Consider the following 22,367-nt stretch of genomic DNA (forward strand, 5'->3'; position numbering starts at 1 on the left):
CCCGTGCATGCACCGCGCTCAGTCCTTGGTGCGTGCGGCCTCCTGCTCGGCTTCGAACAGCATGGCGGTGAGCGAATTCAGGCCTTCTTCCTGTGCCGCTTCGGATATCTCCTCGATGCTGGCGCCGCGGTCGATGGCCTGTGCGGTGGCACTGGTGGCCGGTATCTGGGCGCGGAATTCGCGCAGGCGGCCTGCCAGTTGTGTCGTCACCCGGCCGTCACTGTCATCGCCGGCGGCACCGCCCTGTTCCTCGAGCGCTTCGAACAATGCCCCTGCCAGCGCATGCAACTGCTCTTCGCTTGCGCAATTGGCGATCTCTTCCGCAGGCGCGCCGCGGTCAATCGCGGCCGCGGTCTTGCTGTCGTTCGGCAACCCGCTCCTGAATGACATCAGGATCTGCTTGATCATTTCCATGTCTCGCCTCCTTCCGTATTTCCTGTATCGAATCGGACTGCATCGTCCGTTTCTGGTGCAGACGATTGCATGAGCGAAAGGATGCGCTTCGGGCGCTCAGGCGTCCACTTCCGCGTCGTCGGCGAGCGGCGGGCGGGGGACATGACAGCACACCTTTCCCGAGGCATCGAAGCGCACCTTGCAGGCTTCGCTCATGCGCGCGCGCAAACGCGCCCGGGCCCGCTGAACGCGCGACTTGGCTGCCGCCAGCGAGAGCCCGAGGCGGTCGGCGAAGGCCTGCTGGGTGAGACCCTCGATCTCGCACAACTCGATGGCGATGCGGTCGGCCTCGGGGAGTTCGCTCAGCACCCGGGGCAGACAGGCGGACAAGGTGTCGATCGCGTCGATCTCATCCGTGTCGGCGCTCAGATCGTCCGGCAGTTCGGTGGTCCGGTGCGAGGTGCGATAGTGGTCGATCGGGGCATGACGCGCGACCTGGAACAGCCAGGCGCGGGCATTTTCAATCTCGCAGAAGCCCTTGCCCTGGCGCAACGCTTTCAGGAATACGTCCTGCAGCATGTCCTCGGCCTCTTCCGGGCGGTCGAGGCGCTGGCGCAGGAAGCCGTGCAACTCGGCCTCGTGGCGCTGCCAGGCCTGGAGTGCGCAAGGTGTCGGTGTCGGATCCACTGTGTTCGTCCGTGCCTTCAGGCCATCTGGGGGCGTTCGTACCACGCCCGCGTGCGGACCACCATCTTTACCAGCCACAACATCACCGGCACCTCGATCAGCACCCCGACCACGGTGGCCAGCGCCGCGCCCGAATCGAAGCCGTAGAGCACGATCGCCACCGCCACCGCGAGCTCGAAGAAGTTCGACGCGCCGATCATCGTCGACGGGCCCGCCACGTCGTGGCGCACCTTGAGCCTGCGGTTGAGCCAGTAGCCGATGGCGGCGATCAACAGGGTCTGCAGCAGGATCGGGACCGCGAGCATGCCGATGATCGCAGGCTGGGCGATGATGGTCTGACCCTGGAACGAGAACAGCAGCACCAGGGTGGCGAGCAGGGCCATGATCGAGAACGGGCCGATACGGGCCAGCGCCGCGTCGAACGCCGCCCTGCCGCCGCGCAGCAGGCGGGCGCGGATGAACTGGGCGATGGCGAGCGGGATCACGATGTACATCACTACCGACAGCGTCAGCGTGTCCCACGGCACCGGAATCGACGACACCCCGAGCAGCAGCGCGACGATGGGGGCGAAGGCGAACACCATCACCAGATCGTTGAGCGCGACCTGGGTCAGGGTGAAGTTGGCGTTGCCCTTGCACAGGTTGCTCCAGACGAAGACCATCGCGGTGCACGGTGCGGCGCCGAGCAGGATCAGGCCGGCGATATAGCTGTCGAGCTGCTCCGCCGGCAGCCAGGGCGCGAACACGTGGCGGATGAAGATCCAGCCGAGCAGCGCCATGGTGAAGGGCTTGATCGCCCAGTTCACGAACAGGGTGATGCCCATGCTTGCCTTCTGCTCACGCACCTCGTGCAGCGCGCCGAAATCGATCTTCATCAGCATCGGGATGATCATGATCCAGATCAGCACCCCGACCGGGATATTGACGTGGGCGAATTCGAGCCGGCCGACCGCCTGTGCCGCGGCCGGTGCGATCTGCCCGAAGACCGTGCCGGCGACGATGCAGAGGAAGACCCAGACGGTCAGGTAGCGTTCGAAAAAGCTGATCGGGGCGCCGGCGGCCTGTTTGCCGACGACTTCACATTGGGCGGACATGGGTGGGTACCTGAATTCGGATGGATCGGGGTTGGTGGGGTCAGCCTCGGCCTTCGGCCAGCGCGGCAAGCCGGTCGACGCCGATCGGCTCCTCGGCCTGGATCGGGACGAGGGCGACGCGGCGGGCGTGGTGTTCGCGCACCGCCTCGATCTGCGGCCATTCCTGGGCAGCGCGGCGGGCGAGCAGGGGCGAGTCGGTCGTCGAAGCGGACAGGCTGTTATTGATCACCCACGCCCACGGCTCGATCCCGGCGCGGCGCAGGTCGGCCTGCAGGCTGGCGGCCTCGAGCACCGGGGTGGTTTCGGCCAGGGTCACGATCAGTACCTTGGTCTGCTGCGGGTCCTGCAGCTGCATCATCGGCGTGGTGTAGTGGGCGACGCCGCTCTTGTCCATGTGGCGCGCGATCTCGCGATGGTAGGCGCCGGTGGCGTCGAGCAACAGCAGGGTGTGGCCGGTGGGGGCGGTGTCCATCACCACGAACTTGCGCCCGGCCTCGCGGATGATGCGCGAGAAGGCCTGGAATACGGCGATCTCCTCGGTGCAGGGCGAGCGCAGGTCCTCCTCGAGCAGGGCGCGGCCCTGGGCGTCGAGATCCTTGCCCTTGGCTTCGAGCACATGCTTGCGGTAGCGCTCGGTCTCGGCATGCGGGTCGATGCGCGACACCGACAGGTGCTCGAGTTCGCCGGCCAGGGTCTCGGCAAGGTGGGCGGCCGGGTCGGAGGTGGTCAGGTGCACCGGGAAGCCGCGGCGCGCAAGCTCTACCGCCACTGCCGCGGCGAGCGTGGTCTTGCCGACGCCGCCCTTGCCCATCAGCATCACCAGGCCGTGTCCATCCCGGGCGAGCTCGTCGACCAGGGTGGACAGGCTGGGCAGGGCCGGATGCCGCGCGGTGGAGGCTGCCAGCGGCGCCGGGCCGCTGGCTTGCGGGTCGAGCAGGGCCTTGAGCGCGTCCAGCCCGACGAGGTTGAAGGGCATCAGCGGGACGTGGTCGGTGGGCAGGGCGCGCAAGGCGGCCGGGACCTTGTCCAGCGCAAGTTGCTCGCGCCCTGCGATGGCGGCGGCGAGGGTATCGGACCGCACTTCGGACTCCGGCAGGATGCCGTTGATCACCAGGTATTGCCGGGTGAGGCCGATTGCAGCGAGTTCGTCGTGGGTGCGCGCCACCTCGCGCAGGGTCGAGGTCTGGGCGCGGGCGACCAGCACCAGCCGGGTCTGGACCGGATCTGCAAGCGCATCGACCGCGGCGCGATACTGGGCGCGCTGCTTTTCCAGCCCGGACAGCGGGCCCAGACAGGAGGCGCCGGTGTCGCTGTGGTCGAGGAAGCCGCTCCACGCGCCGGGGAGCTGCAACAAGCGGATGGTGTGGCCGGTGGGGGCGGTGTCGAACACGATGTGATCGAAATCGTGGGTCAGCTCACCGTCGATCAGCAGTCCGGTGAATTCGTCGAAGGCGGCGATCTCGGTCGTGCACGCGCCCGAAAGCTGCTCCTCGATGCCCCGCACCACGTCGTCGGGCAATACCCCGCGCACCGGCCCGACGACGCGGTCGCGATAGGCCTGGGCCGCCGCCTCCGGATCGATCTCGAGCGCGGCGAGGTTCGGCACTTCGGTAATGGCGGTGACCCGATTACCGATGGTCTGCTCAAATACCTGGGCCACGTTCGAGGCCGGATCGGTACTCACCAGCAGCACCTTGCTGCCGGCCTCGGCGAGGCGGATCGCAGTCGCGCAGGCCAGCGAGGTCTTGCCCACGCCGCCTTTGCCAGTGAAGAAGAGGTAGCGGGGCGGCGATTCAAGAAACAGCATGATGAACTCCAGTTTCAATCGGGCAATAAAGGCCAGGGCTGGTCTTGCTCACACCAGTCCGCAGTCGGCAATCAGCAGGGCGATCGCAACAAGCGCGCCGGGGCGTTCCTGCGGTGGGCCGTCGGGAAGCCGAAGGCCGCGAACGTCTGCCCATCGCAGGAATGCCCCGGATCGAGCGCTTGCTGCGATCGCCCGGTCAGTCTTGCACGCTCGTCGCCTTGCCCAAGATCACCCGCAGCTCCCTCCCCCACAACAACTGTCGCTCTTCGAAGCAGTCGCGGCAGCAGCGATCGGCAGCACCGATATCCCCGCCCAGCGCGACAACTCCGCACGACTCGGATAGCGCCCGGCAAGCGCCATCTCGCCATCGACCAGCACCAGCGGCAGCGCGTCCTGCCCCGAGCGCTCGAGGAAACCCTTCACCACCGCGTTTTCGGCAAACGCCAGCGGCTGCTGGGCAAGGTTGAAGCGCTGGATGTTGGCGCCCTGCTGCTTCGCCCAGTCGAGGTCGGCAGCGGCCGTGATCAGGGTCTGGTCGACCTCGGTGCCGCAAATGCCAGTCGGGCAACACAGGGCGGGATCAAAAATCTGAATGGCTTTCATGAAGTGGTTTCTCCGCGTGTTCGTGATGGATTCAGGGAAGCAGGGTCCCGATGCGCGCGAGTTCTGCCTTGAATGCAGCAGGGTGACGCTGGGCAAGGTCCGCAGGCAGAGCAAGGAAGGCCTCGATGCGATGCCGCAGGATGCGATAGGCCCGCTCGAAGGCGGCATCTATTTCCGCGTCGGTACCGGTGGCCTTGGCCGGGTCGTCCACCCCCCAGTGACCGCGCGGCACCGGCGCCAGATACACCGGACAGGTCTCGCCGGCCGCACTGGCGCAGACTGTGATCACCACATCGGGTGTCGCCGGCAAATCGTTCCACGACTTGCTGCGGTAGCCGGAGATCGGCATGCCCTCGCGTTCGAGCAGGGCCAGCGAGCGCGGATGGACGTAACCGGCCGGATCGCTGCCCGCGCTCATCGCACGCATGCCGGCCGGTGCCAGTGCATTGAAGGTGGCCTCGGCGAGGATGGAACGGCACGAGTTGCCGGTACACAGGAACAGCACATTCATCATCAGCACGCATCTCCCTTGGCGCAATCGAGCGGGGGCAGCAACGCGTCGGCACCCGGGATGGCGCCGCGCATTCCGGCACAGTCCTCCGGATGTCCGGCACAGCAGTTCTCGGTGAGGTAGGCGATCGTCTCCAGCATCAGTGGAATGTTGGCGCGATAGCGCTGGAAGCGGCCTTCCTGTTCGACTGTCAGCAACCCGGACTGGATCAGGGTCTTGAGGTGGAAGGAAAGATTGGTCGGCGGGATGTCCAGCGTGGCTGCGATCTCGCCGGCCACCTGTCCGCTCCGGCCGGCCTGAACCAACAGCCGGAACACGTCGAGCCTGACCCCGGAAGACAGTGACTCGAAGACCTGAATGGCGTCCGCTTTTTTCATTTCAATATTTCAATAAAGTTTGAAAGATTGTATTGATTGTCGTGGTGTTGTGCAAGCGCGCCGCCTGGCATCGGCTGCAAGAGGACCGTCACTCTACCGTGACCCACGACGCGATTCGCGCCGCTGGCGCCATGCCGGCGATCCGGGTCGCGTGACGGGCGCCCCGGAGAATGTGGAGGCCGCGCTCGGGGTGTCATCCGGCGGCGACGCCGGGAAGCCGCGTAACGGGAGGCGGTTTGCTACCCGGCCGGCAGCGGCCTATAATCCGCCGATTTATCGGACGGCTTTCGGAATGGCTAACAAACTGGTCGCCGGCAACTGGAAACTGAACGGCAGTCTCCCCGCGAACGAAGCCCTGCTGGCTGCGCTCGATGTGGTTTCGGGGGTCGATATCGCTGTCTGCGTTCCGTTTCCCTATCTGGTACAGGTCGGAGCGGGGCTGCGTGGCATTGCGCTGGGCGCCCAGAACGTCAGCGAATACCGTGCGGGTGCCTACACCGGCGAAGTCAGTGCGGCAATGCTGGCGGAGTTCGCCTGTCGCTACGTGATCGTCGGCCACTCGGAGCGCCGCGCGCTGTTCGCCGAGGATGACGCGGCGGTCGGGCGCAAGGCGGCGGCGGCGATCGAGGCCGGGCTGATACCGATCGTGTGTGTCGGCGAAACGCTTGCGGAGCGTGAGGCCGGCCAGGCGATGGACGTGGTCGGACGTCAGTTGGCGGCGGTGCTGCAAATTGTCGGTGCGGCGGCGATGGAGAAGCTGGTGCTGGCTTATGAGCCGGTGTGGGCGATCGGAACCGGTCGTTCGGCGACGGTGGTGCAGGTCGGGGAAGTGCATTCCGGTATTCGTGGCTGGCTACGTGCGCACGGCGTGACTGCGGATGGGGTGCGCATCCTTTATGGCGGCAGCGTCAAGCCCGACAATGCAGCCGAATTGTTTGCGACGGCCGATGTCGACGGTGGGTTGATCGGCGGGGCCTCGCTCGTGGCCGAAGATTTCATGACCATCTGCCGGGCGGCAGTGGCTAAACAAAAGTGATATACGTTTTTTTCAAGGTCTGCAGTGATGAATGATGTTCTTTTTCCTCTGGTCCTGACGGTGCATGTTCTGGTCGGTCTCGGTGTGATCGGTCTTGTCCTTGTGCAGCACGGCAAAGGTGCCGACGCGGGCGCGGCATTCGGCGGTGGATCGTCGGGCAGCGTGTTCGGCTCGTCGGGGTCGGCGAACTTCCTGAGCCGCACCACTGCAGTGCTGGCAACGGTGTTTTTCATCACCAGTCTCAGTCTCAGCTACCTTGCCAGCAACAAGCCGGCCGCACCCTCCAGCGTCATGGAAGGGGCCGTCCAGACGGCACCAGCAAACGACGCCGTGGCGCCCGCTCCGGCCGCTCCCGTGGATGATTCCAAGGCTCGGGAAATCCCCAAGTAGGTACAAACAACACTTTGCGCAGTGCGCAAAATCCCGTATAATTCTTTTGCTGTAGCAAACGGATTGCCGACGTGGTGGAATTGGTAGACACGCTATCTTGAGGGGGTAGTGGCGAAAGCCGTGTGAGTTCGAGTCTCACCGTCGGCACCAGGAATGCATAGAGCGCCCGCAGATGCGGGCGTTTCCTTGAATAGCAGCCAAAACAATAATGGCAGCAGCAAGCTGCCGAACTCGATAGGGGTTATTGAGCCATGCTGGAAAACTATTTTCCTGTTCTGCTGTTCATCCTCGTTGGTCTTGGTTTTGGTGTTGTTCCTGTCATTCTCGGGCGCGTGATCGCGCCCCATCGTCCCGATAGCGAAAAGCTGTCTCCCTACGAGTGCGGATTCGAGGCGTTTGAAGACGCCCGCATGAAGTTCGACGTCCGTTACTACCTCATCGCCATTCTGTTCATCCTGTTCGATCTCGAGATCGCCTTTCTGTTTCCGTGGGCGACCGTCTTTCAGGAATTCATCTCAGCCGGCGAGCATGCCTGGTTCGTGTTTGGTTCGGTGATGGTGTTTCTCGCCATCCTGGTTATCGGCTACATCGTCGAGTGGAAAAACGGCGCACTCGACTGGGAGTAAGGCATGAGCATTGAGGGCGTCTTTCGCGAAGGGTTCGTGACCACTTCGCTCGATGCGGTGATCAACTGGACGCGCACGGGTTCGCTGTGGCCGATGACCTTCGGTCTGGCCTGTTGCGCAGTCGAGATGATTCACGCAGGGTGTGCGCGTTACGACCTGGACCGTTTCGGGGTGGTTTTCCGTCCCAGTCCGCGCCAGTCCGATCTGATGATCGTGGCCGGCACCCTGTGCAACAAGATGGCTCCGGCGCTGCGCAAGGTCTACGACCAGATGGCCGAGCCGCGCTGGGTGATCTCGATGGGCTCCTGCGCCAACGGCGGTGGCTACTACCACTATTCCTATTCGGTCGTGCGCGGCTGTGACCGCATCGTGCCGGTGGATGTCTATGTGCCGGGATGCCCGCCGACGGCCGAGGCGCTGCTCTACGGCATCATCCAGCTCCAGAACAAGATCAAGCGCACCAATACGATTGCACGCTGACGAGGCTCCAGATCATGAGTTCCAAGCTTGAACGCCTGAGCCAGACCCTGCAGGAAGTTTTCGGCGAGAAGCTGCAGTCGCTGGTTCTGGATCGCGCCGAGGTCACCGTCGAAGTGGCCGCCGCAGACTATCTGCAGGTTGCGCGCACGCTGCGCGATCATGCCGATCTGCGTTTCGAACAGTTGATGGACGTTTCCGGTCTCGACTATTCCACCTTCGGCAACCGCGACTGGACCGGCAAGCGCTTTGCATCCGCCGCCCATCTGCTGTCCATTCACTACAACTGGCGTTTGCGCCTGCGCGTGTTCGCCGACGACGACGCATTCCCGGTCCTCGACTCGCTTTGTGAACTGTGGTCGAGCGCAAACTGGTTCGAGCGCGAGGCCTTCGATCTGTACGGCATCATGTATGCCGGCCATCCGGACCTGCGCCGCATTCTCACCGACTACGGCTTCGTCGGGCATCCGTTCCGCAAGGACTTCCCGGTGTCGGGCTACGTCGAAATGCGCTACGACCCGGAGCAGGGTCGAGTGGTCTATCAGCCGGTAACCATCGAGCCGCGCGAAAACACACCGCGCATCGTGCGCGAAGAGAGCTACGGGAACGTCGGTCATGGCTGAGATCCGCAACTACACGATCAACTTCGGTCCGCAGCATCCGTCCGCGCACGGCGTGCTGCGTCTGGTGCTGGAACTCGACGGCGAGGTCGTCGAACGTGCCGATCCGCATATCGGACTGCTCCATCGCGGCACCGAAAAGCTCGCTGAAACCCGTACCTGGGTGCAGTCGGTGCCCTACATGGATCGCCTCGACTACGTGTCGATGATGTGCAACGAGCACGCCTACTGCATGGCGATCGAGCGCCTGCTCGGCGTCGAGGTGCCGGAGCGTGCGCAGTACATCCGGGTCATGTTCGACGAGATCACCCGCATTCTGAATCACCTGCTCAACATCGGCACTCATGCGCTCGACATCGGTGCGATGACGATGGTGCTGTACACCTTCCGCGAACGCGAAGACCTGATGGACGCCTACGAGGCGGTTTCGGGCGCGCGCATGCATGCGGCTTATTATCGTCCGGGCGGGGTCTATCGCGATCTGCCGGATCGGATGCCGCAGTACGAGCTGAACAAGTTCAAGAACGCCAAGGCGATCAAGGAACTCAATGCCAACCGGCAGGGGTCGCTGCTCGACTTCCTCGAGGATTTCACCGATCGTTTCCCGCGCTACTGCGACGAATACGAAACCCTGCTGACCGACAACCGGATCTGGAAACAGCGTACGGTCGGCATCGGCGTGGTTTCGCCGGAGCAGGCGTTGAGCTGGGGTTTCTCCGGCCCGATGCTGCGTGGCTCGGGGATCGCGTGGGATCTGCGCAAGAAGCAGCCCTACGAAGTGTACGACCGCATGGATTTCGACATTCCGGTGGGCAAGAACGGCGACTGCTACGACCGTTACCTGTGCCGCATGGAAGAAATGCGCCAGTCCAACCGCATCATCCGCCAGTCCATCGAATGGCTGCGCAAGAACCCGGGGCCGGTCATCACCGACAACCACAAGGTTGCGCCACCGCCGCGCGAGCAGATGAAGTCCAACATGGAAGAGCTGATTCACCATTTCAAGCTCTTCACCGAGGGCATGCACGTGCCCAAGGGCGAGGTCTATGCCGCAATCGAGCACCCCAAGGGTGAATTCGGGGTGTTCGCGGTGTCGGACGGGGCGAACAAGCCCTACCGGTTGAAGTTGCGCGCCCCCGGCTTCGCCCATCTCGCGGCGATGGACGAACTGAGTCGCGGCCACATGATCGCCGACGTGGTTGCGATCATCGGCACGATGGATGTGGTGTTCGGCGAGATCGACAGATGAGCGCCCATCGATGGAGCGCGTGGTCCCCAACGAACAGACGGCAGGCTATCCGGAAGACGAGCACGACATGCTGAGCCAGGAATCGCTGCAACAGATCGATCGCGAGATCGCAAAATATCCGTCCGACCAGAAGCAGTCTGCCGTCATGGCCGCGCTGCGCATCGCCCAGGTCGAAAAGGGCTGGTTGCCGAAGGACGTCATCGCCTTTGTCGCCGACTATCTCGACATGCCGGCCATCGCCGCGTTCGAGGTGGCGAGCTTCTACAACATGTACGACCTGCAGCCGGTCGGCCGTCACAAGATCACGGTGTGTACCAACCTGCCCTGTGCGCTGTCGGGCGGGGTGCATGCGGCGGACTACCTGAAGCAGAAACTGGGCATCGATTTCAACGAGACCACGGCCGACGGCAAGTTCACCCTGAAAGAGGGTGAATGCATGGGGGCTTGTGGTGATGCCCCGGTGTTGCTGCACAACAACCACACGATGTGCAGCTGGATGACCACCGACAAGATCGACCAACTGCTGGCCGGGCTGGAAGACAAATGAGCGCGCACGGACTGATCCTCGCCGGAGTCGATGGCGACCGCACCTGGGGGCTCCAGGACTATATCGCCCGCGGCGGATACGCCGCGCTGCGCAAGATCATCGCGGAGAAAACCCCGCCCGAGACCATCATCGCCGAGCTCAAGGTTTCGGTGTTGCGCGGTCGCGGGGGGGCGGGCTTCCCGACCGGCTTGAAGTGGAGCTTCATGCCGCGCTCCTTCCCGGGCGACAAGTACCTCGCGTGCAACTCCGACGAGGGCGAGCCGGGTACGTTCAAGGACCGCGACATCCTGCGCTACAACCCGCATACCGTGATCGAAGGAATGACGATTGCGGCCTACGCGATGGGTTGCACACGCGGGTACAACTATATCCACGGCGAGATCTTCGAGATCTACGACCGGTTCGAACAAGCGCTGGACGAAGCCCGCGCCGCCGGCCTGCTCGGACAGAACATCCTCGGTTCGGATTTCTCCTTCGAGCTGTTCGCGCATCACGGCTACGGCGCCTACATCTGTGGTGAGGAGACCGCGCTGCTCGAGTCGATCGAAGGCAAGAAGGGCCAGCCGCGCTTCAAGCCGCCGTTCCCGGCGAGCTACGGCCTGTATGGCAAGCCGACCACGATCAACAACACCGAAACCTTCGCCTCGGTCCCGTTCATCATGAACATGGGCGGCGAGGGCTTCCTGAACCTGGGCAAGCCGAACAACGGCGGCACCAAGCTGTTCTCGATTTCCGGTCATGTGAACCGGCCGGGCAACTACGAGATCAACCTCGGTACGCCGTTCTCCGAGCTGCTCGAGATGGCGGGCGGCATGCGTGGCGGGCGCAAGATCAAGGGCGTGATCCCGGGCGGATCGTCCTCGCCGGTGGTGCCGGGCGACGTGATGATGGACTGCACGATGGACTATGACTCCATCTCCAAGGCGGGCTCGATGCTCGGCTCCGGCGCGGTGATCGTCATGGACGAGACCACGTGCATGGTCAAGGCGCTCGAGCGCCTGTCCTACTTCTACTTCGAAGAGTCCTGCGGCCAATGCACGCCGTGCCGCGAGGGCACCGGCTGGCTGTACCGGGTGGTGCACCGGATCGAGAACGGGCTCGGTCGTCCGGACGACCTCGACCTGCTCAACTCGGTGACCGGCAACATCATGGGGCGCACCATCTGTGCGCTCGGCGACGCGGCCTCGATGCCGGTGCAAAGCTTCATCAAGCACTTCGGCGACGAATTCGCGTATCACATCGAAAACAAGAAATGCCTGGTGCCGCCGGAAGTGCAGTACGCAGGCAGCCAAATCTACGTGAGCCCCTCATGCTAGAGCTCGAACTCGACGGCAAGCAGATACAGGTACCGGATGGCAGCACCGTGATGGATGCGGCTGCCGTGGCCGGCGCCTATATCCCTCATTTCTGCTACCACAAGAAGCTGTCCATCGCCGCCAGCTGCCGGATGTGCCTGGTCCAGGTCGAGAAGGCGCCCAAGCCTTTGCCGGCCTGTGCCACGCCGGTCACCAACGGCATGAAGGTATGGACGCAGTCGGAGCAGGCGGTGAAGGCACAGAAGGGGGTGATGGAGTTCCTGCTCATCAACCACCCGCTCGACTGCCCGATCTGCGATCAGGGCGGCGAGTGCCAGTTACAGGATCTGGCAGTCGGCTACGGCGACAGCAAGTCGCGCTACCAGGAAGAAAAGCGCGTCGTGTTCAACAAGAACCTCGGCGCACTGGTGGCCACCGACATGACCCGGTGCATCAATTGCACCCGCTGCGTGCGCTTCACCACCGAGATCGCCGGCGAGATGGAACTCGGCCAGGCTTTCCGCGGCGAGCACGCCGAGATCATGACCTTCGTCGAGAAGACGGTGGATTCCGAACTCTCCGGCAACATCATCGACCTGTGCCCGGTCGGCGCGCTGACTTCCAAGCCGTTCCGCTTCGCGGCCCGCACCTGGGAGCTGTCGCGCCGCATGTCGATCAGCCCGCACGATGCGCTCGGCGCCAATCTGATCGTGCAGACCAAGCATGACCTGGTCAAGCGCGTGCTGCCGCACGAGAACGAAGCCTTGAACGAATGCTGGCTGTCGGACAAGGACCGTTTCTCCTATGAAGCGCTGTCCAGCGAGCAACGCCTGACCCGGCCGATGATCAAGCAGGGCGGCGAGTGGAAGGCGGTGGACTGGCAGGTGGCGCTCGAATTCGTGGCGACCGGCCTGAAGGGTATTGCCCGGGATTACGGCGCGTCGTCCATCGGTGCGTTGGCCTCGCCACACTCCACGCTCGAAGAACTCCATCTGCTGCAGAAGCTGGTCCGCGGGCTGGGCTCCGACAACGTCGATTTCCGTCTGCGTCAGACCGACTTCCGTGCCGACAGTGTTCGTGCCGGTGCGCCATGGCTGGGCATGGCGGTGGCCGGTGTTGCCGACCTGGACCGCTTGCTGGTGGTCGGCAGCTTCCTGCGCAAGGATGCACCGCTGCTTGCGCAACGCATCCGCCAGGCCGCCAAGCGCGGATTGCAGGTCAGCGCGGTCGGCCCGAATGGCGAAGAATGGCTGATTCCGGTGCGCGAGCGCGCCTTGGTCGCACCGTCGGCGATGGTTGCCATGCTGGGCGAGATCGTGGTGGCGCTTGCGGCCGAAAAAGGTGCGGCGGTGACCGAATCGCTTGCAGGCAACTTGCCAGCGACCGCGTCGGACGCTGCCCGGAACATCGCGCGGAGTCTCGCGAGCGGTCGCAAGGTGGCGGTGTGGCTCGGCAATCTGGCCGTGCAGCATGCCCGCGCGGCAGAGTTGCAGGTGCTGGCGCAGGAAATTGGCCTGCTGTGCGGCGGGGTCGCCGGTTTCATCGGCGAGGCCGCCAACAGCGTGGGAGGCTACCTCGCCAATGCGGTGCCGCTGTCCGGTGGTCTCAATGCGCACGCCATGCTGGAAACTCCGCGCAAGGCTTATGTCGTCCTGGGTGCAGAGCCCGCACTGGACTTTGCCGATGGTGCGCTCGCGGTCAACGCCCTGGCGAGCGCGCAACTGGTGGTCGCCCTGTCGGCTTTCGATGCGCCTTCCCTGCGCGACACCGCCGACATCATGCTGCCGATCGCGCCGTTCTCGGAGACCTCGGGCACGTTCGTGAATTGCGAGGGGACTGCGCAGAGCTTCAATGCCGTGGCACGTCCGCTGGGCGATACCCGTCCCGGCTGGAAGGTGCTGCGCGTACTGGGCAACCTGCTCGACCTCGACGGTTTCTCCCAGGCGGACTCGGAGGCGGTGCGCGCCGAGGTGCTCGGCACCGACATCGCAGCCCGTCTCGGCAATGCGGTCGGCGCGCTGGAGCCTGCGGCAGCCGAGGACGGCGGCGGGCTGCAACGGGTTGCGGACGTCCCGATCTATTTTGCCGATGCCCTGGTGCGTCGCGCGCCTTCCCTGCAGAAGACCCGCGACGCGGCCGCGCCGGTCGCCGGTATGGCGACCGCCACCCTCGCCGCGTTGGGACTGAACTCGGGAGACCGGGTCCGTGTCGGCGGAAGCGGGCAGGTCGAACTCACGGCCGTGGCAGACGATGCGGTGGCGACGGGCTGTGTCCGGATTGCGGCAGCGCATGTTTCGACTGTTGCGCTTGGTCCGATGTGCGGTGAACTGAGCGTGGAGCGTATCTGATGGAAGCGATGCTGCAACCGGTTGCCGACCTGTTCGGCCCGATCTGGCCGGCGGTGTGGACCCTGGCCAAGATCGTCGCAATCATCGCCCCGCTGATGATCTGCGTTGCCTACCTGACGCTTGCCGAGCGCAAGGTCATCGGCTACATGCAGGTGCGTATCGGCCCCAACCGGGTCGGTCCGCTGGGCCTGCTGCAGCCGATCGCCGACGGGGTCAAGCTGCTGCTCAAGGAAATCATCGTCCCCAGCGGCGCCAGCAAGGGCCTCTTCATTCTCGGTCCGATCCTCGCCATCGCGCCGTCGCTGGCGGCATGGGCGGTGGTTCCGTTCGACGATGGCCTGGTGCTGGCCAACGTCAACGCCGGCTTGCTGTTCCTGCTCGCCATCACCTCGATGGAGGTCTATGGCGTGATCGTCGCCGGCTGGGCGTCGAACTCCAAGTACCCCTTCCTCGGTGCGATGCGCGCCGCGGCACAGATGGTGTCGTACGAGGTGTCGATGGGCTTCGCGCTGATCTGCGTGCTGATGATCTCGGCCAGCCTCAACCTGACCGACATCGTCACCACCCAGGGGAGCGGCCGCTTCCATGACATGGGGCTGTCTTTCCTGTCGTGGAACTGGATTCCGCTCTTTCCGATGTTCGTGGTGTATGTGATCTCGGGCATTGCCGAAACCAATCGCGCGCCGTTCGACGTCGTCGAAGGCGAGGCCGAAGTGGTTGCGGGACACATGGTGGAATACTCCGGCATGGCGTTCGCGCTGTTCTTCCTCGCCGAATACGCCAACATGATCCTGGTCTCTATCCTGACCTCGGTCCTGTTCCTCGGCGGCTGGCTGTCGCCGGTCGGCTTCCTGCCCGACGGCTTCCCCTGGCTGGCGCTGAAGACCGCCTTCATCCTGTTCCTGTTCCTGTGGGCGCGGGCCACGTTCCCCCGTTTCCGCTACGACCACATCATGCGTCTGGGCTGGAAAGTGTTCATTCCGGTCACCCTTGTCTGGGTGGTCGTCGTTGCGGTGTGGATGATGTCCCCGCTGTCGATCTGGAAGTGAGGTACTGAAGACCATGGGTGCCAGAGATTACATCGGAAGTCTGTTCCTCAAGGAACTGGTGAAGGGCATGGCCCTGACCGGGCGGCATTTCTTCCAGCGCAAGATCACGGTTCAGTTCCCGGAAGAAAAAACGCCTCAGAGCGGGCGCTTCCGCGGGCTGCATGCACTGCGCCGCTATCCGAACGGCGAGGAGCGTTGCATCGCGTGCAAGCTGTGCGAGGCGATCTGTCCCGCGTTGGCGATCACGATCGAGTCCGATCAGCGCGAAGACGGGTCGCGCCGCACGACGCGCTACGACATCGATCTGACCAAGTGCATTTTTTGCGGCTTCTGCGAGGAAGCCTGTCCGGTGGATGCGATCGTCGAAACCAGGGTGCTGGAGTACCACGGTGAGCAGCGTGGGGATCTGTACTACACCAAGCAGATGTTGCTGGCGGTGGGAGATCGCAACGAGGCCCAGATCGCGGCCGACCGCGAGCAGGACGCGAAGTACCGATAACGGAGGGTGCCTGCGGGCACCATGAACGAAATATGGAATTCAAGACTTTCGTCTTCTACTTTCTGGCCACGATCCTGGTGTTCGCGGCACTGAAGGTGATTACCGCCCGTAATCCGGTGCAGGCCGCGCTGTATCTGGTGCTCGCCTTTTTCAACGCTGCCGGGGTGTGGCTGCTGCTGCACGCCGAGTTTCTGGCGATCACGCTGGTGATGGTGTATGTCGGCGCCGTGATGGTCCTGTTCCTGTTCGTGGTGATGATGCTCGACATCAACATGGAGCGGGTGCGGCAGGGGTTCTGGAGCTATCTCCCGGTGGGAGCGCTGATCGGCGTACTGCTGGTGATCGAAATGGCGATGGTGCTGGGCGGTCAGTATTTCGGCCTCGACGCGATGCCGATGCCGCCCGAGCCCCAAGCCGGATACAGCAATACCCGCGAACTGGGGCGCGTGCTCTATACCGACTACGTCTATCCGTTCGAACTGGCCTCGCTGGTACTGCTGGTGGCGATGGTGGCGGCGGTGTCGCTGACGCTGAGAAAGCGCAAGGGCACCAAGTACATCGATCCCGCCCTGCAGGTTGCGGTGAAGCGCGAAGGTCGCGTCGAGCTGGTGAAGATGCAGGCCGAGAAGGAATAAACAGGCGCGAACAAGAACCACGCCGGTTGTGGCCGGCGTGATCAGGGAGTCACAGATGCTTTCGCTTTCCCATTACCTCATCCTGGGCGCGATCCTGTTCGCGATCAGTGTGGTCGGGATCTTCCTCAACCGGAAGAACCTCATCGTCCTGCTCATGGCCATCGAGCTGATGCTGCTCGCGGTCAACATGAACTTCATCGCGTTCTCGCACTACATGGGCGACATCGCTGGTCAGGTTTTCGTTTTCTTCATCCTCACCGTGGCGGCTGCCGAATCGGCAATCGGTCTGGCGATCCTGGTTGCACTGTTCCGCAACCTGCGCACGATCCACGTGGATGATCTGGACAGCCTCAAGGGTTAAGGAAGCGTCACGATGACGGACATGCAGAAACTCTACCTCCTGGTGCCGCTCGCACCGCTGGCCGGTGCGATCCTGGCCGGCCTGTTCGGCAAGCTGATCGGGCGTGCCGGAGCACATATCGTCACCATCCTCGGGGTGGCGATCGCGTTTGCCGCGTCGGTGGTGATTTTCCAGGATGTGCAGGCGGGGAACACCTTCAACGGCACGCTCTACACCTGGATGCAGGCCGGAGGGATCGATTTCGAGGTCGGTTTCCAGATCGATGCGCTGACCGTGATGATGATGCTGGTGGTCACCTTCGTGTCGCTGATGGTGCATATCTACACCATCGGTTACATGTCGGAGGATCCCGGCTACCAGCGCTTCTTCAGCTACATCTCGTTGTTTACGTTCTCGATGCTGATGCTGGTGATGTCGAACAACTTCCTGCAGCTGTTCTTCGGCTGGGAGGCGGTGGGCCTGGTGTCCTATCTGCTGATCGGCTTCTGGTACGAACGGCCGACCGCGATCTATGCCAACCTCAAGGCCTTCCTGGTCAACCGGGTGGGCGACTTCGGTTTTCTCCTCGGCATCGGTCTGATCGTGGCCTACACAGGCAGCCTCAACTATCAGGAAGTGTTCGCCAAGGCTGGCGAACTGGCCGCGATGGACATGGCGGTGACCGGCTGGCCGCTGCTGACTGCGATCTGCATCTGTCTGTTCATCGGCGCGATGGGCAAGTCGGCCCAGGTGCCGCTGCACGTATGGCTGCCCGATTCGATGGAAGGCCCGACCCCGATCTCCGCGCTGATCCACGCCGCCACCATGGTGACGGCCGGCATCTTCATGGTCGCGCGCATGTCGCCGCTGTTCGAACTGTCGGACGTGGCGCTGTCCTTCGTCGTTGTGATCGGTGCCACCACCGCACTGTTCATGGGTTTCCTCGGCATCATCCAGAACGACATCAAGCGCGTGGTCGCGTACTCGACCCTGTCGCAGCTCGGCTACATGACCGTGGCGCTCGGCGTTTCGGCCTATTCGGGCGCGGTGTTCCACCTGATGACCCATGCCTTCTTCAAGGCCCTGCTGTTCCTCGGTGCCGGTTCGGTGATCATCGGCATGCACCACGATCAGGACATGCGCAACATGGGCGGCCTGTGGAAGTACATGCCGATCACCTGGTTCACCTCGCTGCTCGGCTCGCTGGCGCTGATCGGCTTTCCCTTCTTTGCGGGCTTCTACTCCAAGGACTCGATCATCGAGGCGGTGCATGCCTCGACCATCCCGGGCGCCGGTTATGCGTTGTTCTGCGTGATGCTCGGCGTGTTCGTGACCGCGTTCTACTCGTTCCGCATGTATTTCCTGGTGTTCCACGGCAAGGAGCGCTTCGGCCATGCCAATCATGATCATCATGATCATCACGGCGATCTGGATGACGAGGAGCCCTCGGCGGATCATCATCACGGCCTGGCCCCGGGGCAGAAACCCCATGAGTCGCCGCTGGTGGTGACCCTGCCGCTGGTGCTGCTGGCGATCCCCTCGGTGCTGATCGGCTTCTTCACGATCGAGCCGATGCTGTTCGGCGAGTTCTTCAAGGGCGTGATCTTCGTCGGCGACAACCATGTCGGCCTGAAGGAACTCGCGGACGGCTTCCACGGCCCGGTGGCGATGGCCATCCATGGCCTGCAGACCGCGCCGTTCTGGCTCGCGATCAGCGGGGTTGCGCTGGCCTGGTATTTCTATCTGGTCAATCCCGGGATCCCCGCGGCGATCCAGCGTACTTTCCAGCCCTTGCACACCCTGCTCGACAACAAGTATTACTTCGACCGTTTCAACGAAATCGTGTTTGCCGGTGGCTCGCGCCTGCTCGGCAAGGGCTTGTGGAAGGGGGGCGATCAGGGCCTGATCGACGGCGTGGCCGTCAATGGCACTGCAAAGCTGGTGGGCTGGGTTTCACGGATTTCGAGTCTGTTCCAGACCGGACACCTGTACCAGTACGCCTTCACCATGATCATTGGCGTGTTCGTTTTGCTGACCTTCTGGATCAACCGTGGATAAGCAGGAACGCAGTACGCAGGGACCAAACAACAAGAGCGAACGCGCCGCGTGCGGCGCACAGAACGGAAAGCAACGATGACGGACATTCCCCTCCTCAGTCTGGCGGTCTGGGTGCCAATTATTGGCGGGCTGCTGGTGCTCGCCACCGGCTCCGACCGTAACGCCCCGTTGGCACGCGCCCTGGCGCTGCTGGTGGCGGTAGTCGGCTTCGTCGTGACCATTCCGCTCTACACCGGCTTCGACGTCGGCAGCAGTGCGATGCAATTCGTCGAGCTCGCGCCCTGGGTGCAGCGCTTCAACATCAACTACCACCTCGGGGTCGACGGGATCTCGGTGCTGTTCGTGCTGCTGAACGCCTTCGTCACCATCATCGTGGTGGTGGCCGGCTGGCAGGTGATCGAGGACAAGGTCGCCCAGTACATGGCCTCCTTCCTGATCATGTCGGGCCTGATGAACGGCATCTTCTCCGCCCTCGACGGCGTGCTGTTCTACGTCTTCTTCGAAGCTTCGCTGATTCCGCTCTACCTCGTCATCGGCATCTGGGGCGGACCGAGCCGCGTCCATGCCGCGATCAAGTTCTTCCTGTTTACGCTGACCGGCTCGCTGTTGATGCTGATCGCGCTGCTCTACCTGTTCATGGAGTCGGGCGGCAGCTTCAGCATCCTCGACTGGCACCAGGTGTCGCTCGGCATCGATGCACAAGTCCTGATCTTCTTCGCTTTCCTGATCGCCTTCGGGGTCAAGGTGCCGATGTGGCCGGTCCACACCTGGCTGCCCGATGCCCACGTCGAGGCGCCCACCGGCGGGTCGGTGGTGCTGGCGGCGATCGCGCTCAAGCTCGGGGCCTACGGTTTCCTGCGCTTCTCCTTGCCGATCGTGCCGGACGCCGCGCAACAACTGGCGCCGCTGGTGATCGCGCTGTCGCTGATCGCGGTGGTGTACATCGGGTTCGTCGCGCTGGCCCAGGCCGACATGAAGAAACTGGTGGCCTATTCGTCGATCTCGCACATGGGCTTCGTCACTCTGGGCTTCTTCATGTTCAACTCGCTCGGCATCGAGGGCGCGCTGGTGCAGATGATCTCCCACGGTTTCGTCTCGGCCGCGATGTTCCTTTGCATCGGGGTGCTCTACGACCGCATGCATTCGCGCCAGATCGCCGATTACGGCGGCGTGGTGCATACCATGCCGAAGTTCGCCGCCTTCTTCATGCTGTTTGCGATGGCGAACGCCGGTCTGCCGGCCACCAGCGGTTTCGTCGGCGAGTTCATGGTGATTCTGGGGGCGGTCCAGTACAACTTCTGGGTGGCCTTCCTGGCCGCGACCACGCTGATCCTCGGTGCAGCCTATACGCTGTGGATGTACAAGCGGGTGGTGTTCGGCGCGGTGGCAAACAAGCATGTCGCCGAGCTCGAAGACATCAACGGTCGCGAGTTTGCCTTCCTCGGCATTCTGGCCCTGTGTGTGCTGGCGATGGGCCTGTATCCCTTCCCCTTTACCGAAGTGATGCATGCATCGGTGAACGAACTCCTGCGGCATGTTGCCGTGAGCAAGCTCTGAGCGAGCGGGCGAGACACTTAACCGGACTGGTCAGAAGATGAACTTTGTTGTCCCCGACTTCTACCCCGCAGCGGCCGAGATTTTCGTCGCCGTGATGGCGCTCGTGACCATGCTGACGACGACCTTCGCACGTCGCATCGCTCGCGGACTCGGCTACTACCTCACCCAGTTCACGCTGATCGCGGCGGCCTTCATCACGATCGCGACGATGGACGGGCAGGTGAGCTACACCTTCAGCAACATGTTCATCAGCGACCTGATGGGGGATTTCCTGAAGTTGCTGATCTACTTCTCGATGGCGATTGCACTGCTGTACGGACGTAGCTACCTCGCCGACCGAAATCTGGACAAGCCCGAGTACTACCTGCTCGCGATGCTGATGACGCTGGGCATGATGGTGATGATCACCTCCAATCACATGCTGACGCTGTATATCGGCCTCGAGATGATGTCGCTCGCGCTGTATGCGCTGGTTGCCTTCGATCGCGACTCGGCGCGCTCCACCGAAGCAGGCATGAAGTATTTCGTCCTCGGCGCGCTCGCATCGGGTCTGCTGCTGTACGGGATGTCGATGGTCTATGGGGCGACCGGCACGCTCGAGTTTTCCGGCGTGGCGCAGTCGGTATACAACCAGGCGGCGAACAAGTCGGTGCTGATGTTCGGTCTTGTCTTCCTGGTCGCCGGCATCTCGTTCAAGCTTGGCGTGGTGCCCTTCCACATGTGGGTGCCGGACGTGTATCAGGGGGCCACGACGGCGGTCACGCTGATCCTTGCCACGGCGCCGAAGCTGGCGGCGTTCGCGATGGCGGTGCGCCTGCTGATCTGGGGGCTGTTCGACATTGCCGATCACTGGCAGACGATGCTGATGTTCGTGGCGGTGTCGTCGATCATCCTCGGCAATCTGGCGGCGATCTCGCAGAGCAACATCAAGCGCATGCTGGCCTATTCCGGCATCTCGCACATGGGTTTCATGCTCCTCGGACTGCTTGCCGGGGTGGTCGAGGGCGACCGGCACTTTGCCCTGAATGCATACAGTTCGGCGATGTTCTACGCCGTCGCCTACGTGATCATGAGCCTGGCTTCGTTCGGCATGATCATCCTGCTGTCGCGGGCCGGATTCGAGGCCGAGCGCATCGACGACTTCAAAGGGCTGAACAAGCGCAGTCCGTGGTTCGCCGCGGTGATGATGTTCGTGATGTTCTCGATGGCAGGCATTCCGTTCTTCATCGGCTTCTTTGCCAAGTTGTCGGTGCTGCAGGCGGTCGTGGCCGCGGGTTACTTCTGGCTTGCCGCAGTCGCGGTAGTGATGTCGGTGATCGGCGCGTACTACTACCTGCGCGTGGTCAAGGTGATGTACTTCGACGAGCCGCTCGACACCGCACCGATTCATGCGCCGGCCGAGCTGCGCGTCATGCTGTCGGCAAACGGGCTTGCGATCGCGGCATTGGGGATCGCTCCCCAGGCCCTGATGTCGCTGTGTGCGTATGCACTGCTTGCGTCGCTCTGAACTTGCGGGCGGGACATGCGCAGCGGCATGACGATCCCCGCATTCGTCCCCCGTCTGCCACGGCAGGGTGGGCGCACGGATAAGGTGGCTTCGACATGAGCGCCGACGCCCACGCTCAGGATCCGCTGACCGAGTTCTGCATCGATTCCGAGCGGGTGTTCGACGGCGGGTTGCTGAAGGTCGTTCGTGACCGGGTGCGTCTGCCCGACGGCAAGGAGTCGGTTCGGGAATATGTCCGCCACCCGGGTGCGGTGGTCGTGGTCGCGGTGCGGCCCGATGGCCGGCTTGTTTTCGAGCGTCAGTTCCGCTATCCACTCGGTCGGAGCTTTCTTGAGCTGCCCGCGGGCAAGATCGATCCCGATGAGGACATCCTCGACTGTGCGCAGCGCGAATTGCGCGAGGAGACGGGTTACGCCGCATCGAGCTGGCACCATGTCGGCGTAATGCATCCCTGCATCGGCTACTCGGACGAGCGCATCGAAATCTTTCTCGCCTCCGGGCTTACCGAAGTCGGCCATCAGCTCGACGACGGCGAATTCCTCGAAATCCTGTCGTTTTCCGCCGACGAGGCGGTCGCGGCGATCCGCGATGGCCGGATCACCGACGGCAAGACGATCACGGCGCTATTCCTCGCCTTGCCGTTGTTGCCCTGAGTCTTGCCG

24 protein-coding genes and 1 tRNA gene are annotated in these 22,367 nt (G+C 63.3%); 18 read left to right on the plus strand and 7 right to left on the minus strand.

Annotated features, from left to right (window positions below):
• Nucleotides 1-18 precede the first annotated feature (18 nt).
• The 7 genes from AC3A35_RS03395 to AC3A35_RS03425 form a co-directional block, all read right to left on the minus strand.
• Nucleotides 19-414, minus strand: a complete 396-nt coding sequence (locus AC3A35_RS03395) for a hypothetical protein (protein ID WP_487434487.1) — start codon at nucleotides 412-414, stop codon at nucleotides 19-21.
• 96 nt (nucleotides 415-510) lie between these two features.
• On the minus strand, nucleotides 511-1,080 hold the full coding sequence (gene sigZ, locus AC3A35_RS03400) for an RNA polymerase sigma factor SigZ (protein ID WP_487434488.1): 570 nt from the start codon (nucleotides 1,078-1,080) through the stop codon (nucleotides 511-513).
• A 17-nt stretch (nucleotides 1,081-1,097) separates the two neighbouring features.
• Nucleotides 1,098-2,174 carry an ACR3 family arsenite efflux transporter gene (gene arsB / locus AC3A35_RS03405; RefSeq protein ID WP_487434489.1) on the minus strand — a complete coding sequence of 359 codons (1,077 nt, stop codon included), beginning with the start codon at nucleotides 2,172-2,174 and terminating at the stop codon, nucleotides 1,098-1,100.
• 40 nt (nucleotides 2,175-2,214) lie between these two features.
• Nucleotides 2,215-3,981: an arsenical pump-driving ATPase gene (arsA, locus tag AC3A35_RS03410; RefSeq protein WP_487434490.1), complete on the minus strand. Its 1,767-nt coding sequence runs from the start codon at nucleotides 3,979-3,981 to the stop codon at nucleotides 2,215-2,217.
• A gap of 228 nt (nucleotides 3,982-4,209) precedes the next feature.
• On the minus strand, nucleotides 4,210-4,584 hold the full coding sequence (arsD, locus tag AC3A35_RS03415; RefSeq protein WP_487434491.1) for an arsenite efflux transporter metallochaperone ArsD: 375 nt from the start codon (nucleotides 4,582-4,584) through the stop codon (nucleotides 4,210-4,212).
• 31 nt (nucleotides 4,585-4,615) lie between these two features.
• Nucleotides 4,616-5,095 (minus strand): arsenate reductase ArsC, encoded by a 480-nt coding sequence (locus AC3A35_RS03420; protein ID WP_487434716.1) that lies wholly within the window; start codon nucleotides 5,093-5,095, stop codon nucleotides 4,616-4,618.
• 2 nt (nucleotides 5,096-5,097) lie between these two features.
• Nucleotides 5,098-5,472 carry an ArsR/SmtB family transcription factor gene (locus AC3A35_RS03425; RefSeq protein ID WP_487434492.1) on the minus strand — a complete coding sequence of 125 codons (375 nt, stop codon included), beginning with the start codon at nucleotides 5,470-5,472 and terminating at the stop codon, nucleotides 5,098-5,100.
• A gap of 292 nt (nucleotides 5,473-5,764) precedes the next feature.
• Here AC3A35_RS03425 and tpiA point away from each other — a divergent pair, with 292 nt between their 5' ends.
• The 18 genes from tpiA (at nucleotide 5,765) to AC3A35_RS03515 (ending at nucleotide 22,358) form a co-directional block, all read left to right on the plus strand.
• The gene (tpiA, locus tag AC3A35_RS03430) at nucleotides 5,765-6,508 is read left to right on the plus strand and encodes a triose-phosphate isomerase (RefSeq protein WP_487434717.1); all 744 of its coding nucleotides are present in this window, start codon (nucleotides 5,765-5,767) and stop codon (nucleotides 6,506-6,508) included.
• 27 nt (nucleotides 6,509-6,535) lie between these two features.
• Nucleotides 6,536-6,898 (plus strand): preprotein translocase subunit SecG, encoded by a 363-nt coding sequence (gene secG / locus AC3A35_RS03435; protein ID WP_487434493.1) that lies wholly within the window; start codon nucleotides 6,536-6,538, stop codon nucleotides 6,896-6,898.
• 65 nt (nucleotides 6,899-6,963) lie between these two features.
• Nucleotides 6,964-7,048 (plus strand) — tRNA-Leu (locus tag AC3A35_RS03440).
• Nucleotides 7,049-7,149: 101 nt separating this feature from the next.
• Entirely contained in the window at nucleotides 7,150-7,524 is a 375-nt protein-coding gene (ndhC, locus tag AC3A35_RS03445) for an NADH-quinone oxidoreductase subunit A (RefSeq protein ID WP_487434494.1), read from the plus strand.
• Between the two features lie 3 nt (nucleotides 7,525-7,527).
• Complete coding sequence (locus AC3A35_RS03450) at nucleotides 7,528-8,004, plus strand: NuoB/complex I 20 kDa subunit family protein (RefSeq protein ID WP_011238548.1); 477 nt, start codon at nucleotides 7,528-7,530, stop codon at nucleotides 8,002-8,004.
• A 14-nt stretch (nucleotides 8,005-8,018) separates the two neighbouring features.
• Nucleotides 8,019-8,624 carry an NADH-quinone oxidoreductase subunit C gene (locus AC3A35_RS03455; protein ID WP_487434495.1) on the plus strand — a complete coding sequence of 202 codons (606 nt, stop codon included), beginning with the start codon at nucleotides 8,019-8,021 and terminating at the stop codon, nucleotides 8,622-8,624.
• Nucleotides 8,617-9,870 carry an NADH-quinone oxidoreductase subunit D gene (locus tag AC3A35_RS03460; RefSeq protein ID WP_487434496.1) on the plus strand — a complete coding sequence of 418 codons (1,254 nt, stop codon included), beginning with the start codon at nucleotides 8,617-8,619 and terminating at the stop codon, nucleotides 9,868-9,870. The genes AC3A35_RS03455 and AC3A35_RS03460 overlap by 8 nt, the downstream gene beginning before the upstream one ends.
• 67 nt (nucleotides 9,871-9,937) lie before the next feature.
• Complete coding sequence (gene nuoE, locus AC3A35_RS03465) at nucleotides 9,938-10,417, plus strand: NADH-quinone oxidoreductase subunit NuoE (RefSeq protein WP_487434718.1); 480 nt, start codon at nucleotides 9,938-9,940, stop codon at nucleotides 10,415-10,417.
• Nucleotides 10,414-11,733: an NADH-quinone oxidoreductase subunit NuoF gene (gene nuoF, locus AC3A35_RS03470; protein WP_487434497.1), complete on the plus strand. Its 1,320-nt coding sequence runs from the start codon at nucleotides 10,414-10,416 to the stop codon at nucleotides 11,731-11,733. The genes nuoE and nuoF overlap by 4 nt, the downstream gene beginning before the upstream one ends.
• Nucleotides 11,727-14,060, plus strand: a complete 2,334-nt coding sequence (gene nuoG / locus AC3A35_RS03475; RefSeq protein WP_487434498.1) for an NADH-quinone oxidoreductase subunit NuoG — start codon at nucleotides 11,727-11,729, stop codon at nucleotides 14,058-14,060. The genes nuoF and nuoG overlap by 7 nt, the downstream gene beginning before the upstream one ends.
• Nucleotides 14,060-15,109 carry an NADH-quinone oxidoreductase subunit NuoH gene (nuoH, locus tag AC3A35_RS03480; RefSeq protein ID WP_487434499.1) on the plus strand — a complete coding sequence of 350 codons (1,050 nt, stop codon included), beginning with the start codon at nucleotides 14,060-14,062 and terminating at the stop codon, nucleotides 15,107-15,109. Before nuoG ends, nuoH begins: the two co-directional genes overlap by 1 nt.
• 13 nt (nucleotides 15,110-15,122) lie before the next feature.
• The gene (gene nuoI, locus AC3A35_RS03485) at nucleotides 15,123-15,608 is read left to right on the plus strand and encodes an NADH-quinone oxidoreductase subunit NuoI (RefSeq protein ID WP_487434500.1); all 486 of its coding nucleotides are present in this window, start codon (nucleotides 15,123-15,125) and stop codon (nucleotides 15,606-15,608) included.
• A 32-nt stretch (nucleotides 15,609-15,640) separates the two neighbouring features.
• On the plus strand, nucleotides 15,641-16,243 hold the full coding sequence (locus AC3A35_RS03490; protein WP_487434501.1) for an NADH-quinone oxidoreductase subunit J: 603 nt from the start codon (nucleotides 15,641-15,643) through the stop codon (nucleotides 16,241-16,243).
• A gap of 55 nt (nucleotides 16,244-16,298) precedes the next feature.
• Nucleotides 16,299-16,604, plus strand: coding sequence for an NADH-quinone oxidoreductase subunit NuoK (nuoK, locus tag AC3A35_RS03495; protein ID WP_487434502.1), 306 nt, complete (start codon nucleotides 16,299-16,301; stop codon nucleotides 16,602-16,604).
• A gap of 12 nt (nucleotides 16,605-16,616) precedes the next feature.
• Nucleotides 16,617-18,641 (plus strand): NADH-quinone oxidoreductase subunit L, encoded by a 2,025-nt coding sequence (gene nuoL, locus AC3A35_RS03500; RefSeq protein ID WP_487434503.1) that lies wholly within the window; start codon nucleotides 16,617-16,619, stop codon nucleotides 18,639-18,641.
• A 75-nt stretch (nucleotides 18,642-18,716) separates the two neighbouring features.
• Nucleotides 18,717-20,198 (plus strand): NADH-quinone oxidoreductase subunit M, encoded by a 1,482-nt coding sequence (locus AC3A35_RS03505; RefSeq protein ID WP_487434504.1) that lies wholly within the window; start codon nucleotides 18,717-18,719, stop codon nucleotides 20,196-20,198.
• A gap of 37 nt (nucleotides 20,199-20,235) precedes the next feature.
• Entirely contained in the window at nucleotides 20,236-21,705 is a 1,470-nt protein-coding gene (gene nuoN / locus AC3A35_RS03510; RefSeq protein ID WP_487434505.1) for an NADH-quinone oxidoreductase subunit NuoN, read from the plus strand.
• Between the two features lie 95 nt (nucleotides 21,706-21,800).
• Complete coding sequence (locus AC3A35_RS03515; RefSeq protein ID WP_487434506.1) at nucleotides 21,801-22,358, plus strand: NUDIX domain-containing protein; 558 nt, start codon at nucleotides 21,801-21,803, stop codon at nucleotides 22,356-22,358.
• Nucleotides 22,359-22,367 lie beyond the last annotated feature (9 nt).

It is taken from the genome of Azoarcus sp. Soil_N_20 (assembly GCF_057656155.1).

What these genes read in the sequence shown, in the direction of transcription:
- AC3A35_RS03395 (WP_487434487.1), bottom strand. Translation starts at nt 414, where the DNA reads ATGGAAATGATCAAGCAGATCCTGATGTCATTCAGGAGCGGGTTGCCG.
- arsB (WP_487434489.1), bottom strand. Translation starts at nt 2,174, where the DNA reads ATGTCCGCCCAATGTGAAGTCGTCGGCAAACAGGCCGCCGGCGCCCCG.
- arsA (WP_487434490.1), bottom strand. Translation starts at nt 3,981, where the DNA reads ATGCTGTTTCTTGAATCGCCGCCCCGCTACCTCTTCTTCACTGGCAAA.
- arsD (WP_487434491.1), bottom strand. Translation starts at nt 4,584, where the DNA reads ATGAAAGCCATTCAGATTTTTGATCCCGCCCTGTGTTGCCCGACTGGC.
- AC3A35_RS03420 (WP_487434716.1), bottom strand. Translation starts at nt 5,095, where the DNA reads ATGAATGTGCTGTTCCTGTGTACCGGCAACTCGTGCCGTTCCATCCTC.
- AC3A35_RS03425 (WP_487434492.1), bottom strand. Translation starts at nt 5,472, where the DNA reads ATGAAAAAAGCGGACGCCATTCAGGTCTTCGAGTCACTGTCTTCCGGG.
- tpiA (WP_487434717.1), top strand. Translation starts at nt 5,765, where the DNA reads ATGGCTAACAAACTGGTCGCCGGCAACTGGAAACTGAACGGCAGTCTC.
- secG (WP_487434493.1), top strand. Translation starts at nt 6,536, where the DNA reads ATGAATGATGTTCTTTTTCCTCTGGTCCTGACGGTGCATGTTCTGGTC.
- ndhC (WP_487434494.1), top strand. Translation starts at nt 7,150, where the DNA reads ATGCTGGAAAACTATTTTCCTGTTCTGCTGTTCATCCTCGTTGGTCTT.
- AC3A35_RS03450 (WP_011238548.1), top strand. Translation starts at nt 7,528, where the DNA reads ATGAGCATTGAGGGCGTCTTTCGCGAAGGGTTCGTGACCACTTCGCTC.
- AC3A35_RS03455 (WP_487434495.1), top strand. Translation starts at nt 8,019, where the DNA reads ATGAGTTCCAAGCTTGAACGCCTGAGCCAGACCCTGCAGGAAGTTTTC.
- AC3A35_RS03460 (WP_487434496.1), top strand. Translation starts at nt 8,617, where the DNA reads ATGGCTGAGATCCGCAACTACACGATCAACTTCGGTCCGCAGCATCCG.
- nuoE (WP_487434718.1), top strand. Translation starts at nt 9,938, where the DNA reads ATGCTGAGCCAGGAATCGCTGCAACAGATCGATCGCGAGATCGCAAAA.
- nuoF (WP_487434497.1), top strand. Translation starts at nt 10,414, where the DNA reads ATGAGCGCGCACGGACTGATCCTCGCCGGAGTCGATGGCGACCGCACC.
- nuoG (WP_487434498.1), top strand. Translation starts at nt 11,727, where the DNA reads ATGCTAGAGCTCGAACTCGACGGCAAGCAGATACAGGTACCGGATGGC.
- nuoH (WP_487434499.1), top strand. Translation starts at nt 14,060, where the DNA reads ATGGAAGCGATGCTGCAACCGGTTGCCGACCTGTTCGGCCCGATCTGG.
- nuoI (WP_487434500.1), top strand. Translation starts at nt 15,123, where the DNA reads ATGGGTGCCAGAGATTACATCGGAAGTCTGTTCCTCAAGGAACTGGTG.
- AC3A35_RS03490 (WP_487434501.1), top strand. Translation starts at nt 15,641, where the DNA reads ATGGAATTCAAGACTTTCGTCTTCTACTTTCTGGCCACGATCCTGGTG.
- nuoK (WP_487434502.1), top strand. Translation starts at nt 16,299, where the DNA reads ATGCTTTCGCTTTCCCATTACCTCATCCTGGGCGCGATCCTGTTCGCG.
- nuoL (WP_487434503.1), top strand. Translation starts at nt 16,617, where the DNA reads ATGACGGACATGCAGAAACTCTACCTCCTGGTGCCGCTCGCACCGCTG.
- AC3A35_RS03505 (WP_487434504.1), top strand. Translation starts at nt 18,717, where the DNA reads ATGACGGACATTCCCCTCCTCAGTCTGGCGGTCTGGGTGCCAATTATT.
- nuoN (WP_487434505.1), top strand. Translation starts at nt 20,236, where the DNA reads ATGAACTTTGTTGTCCCCGACTTCTACCCCGCAGCGGCCGAGATTTTC.
- AC3A35_RS03515 (WP_487434506.1), top strand. Translation starts at nt 21,801, where the DNA reads ATGAGCGCCGACGCCCACGCTCAGGATCCGCTGACCGAGTTCTGCATC.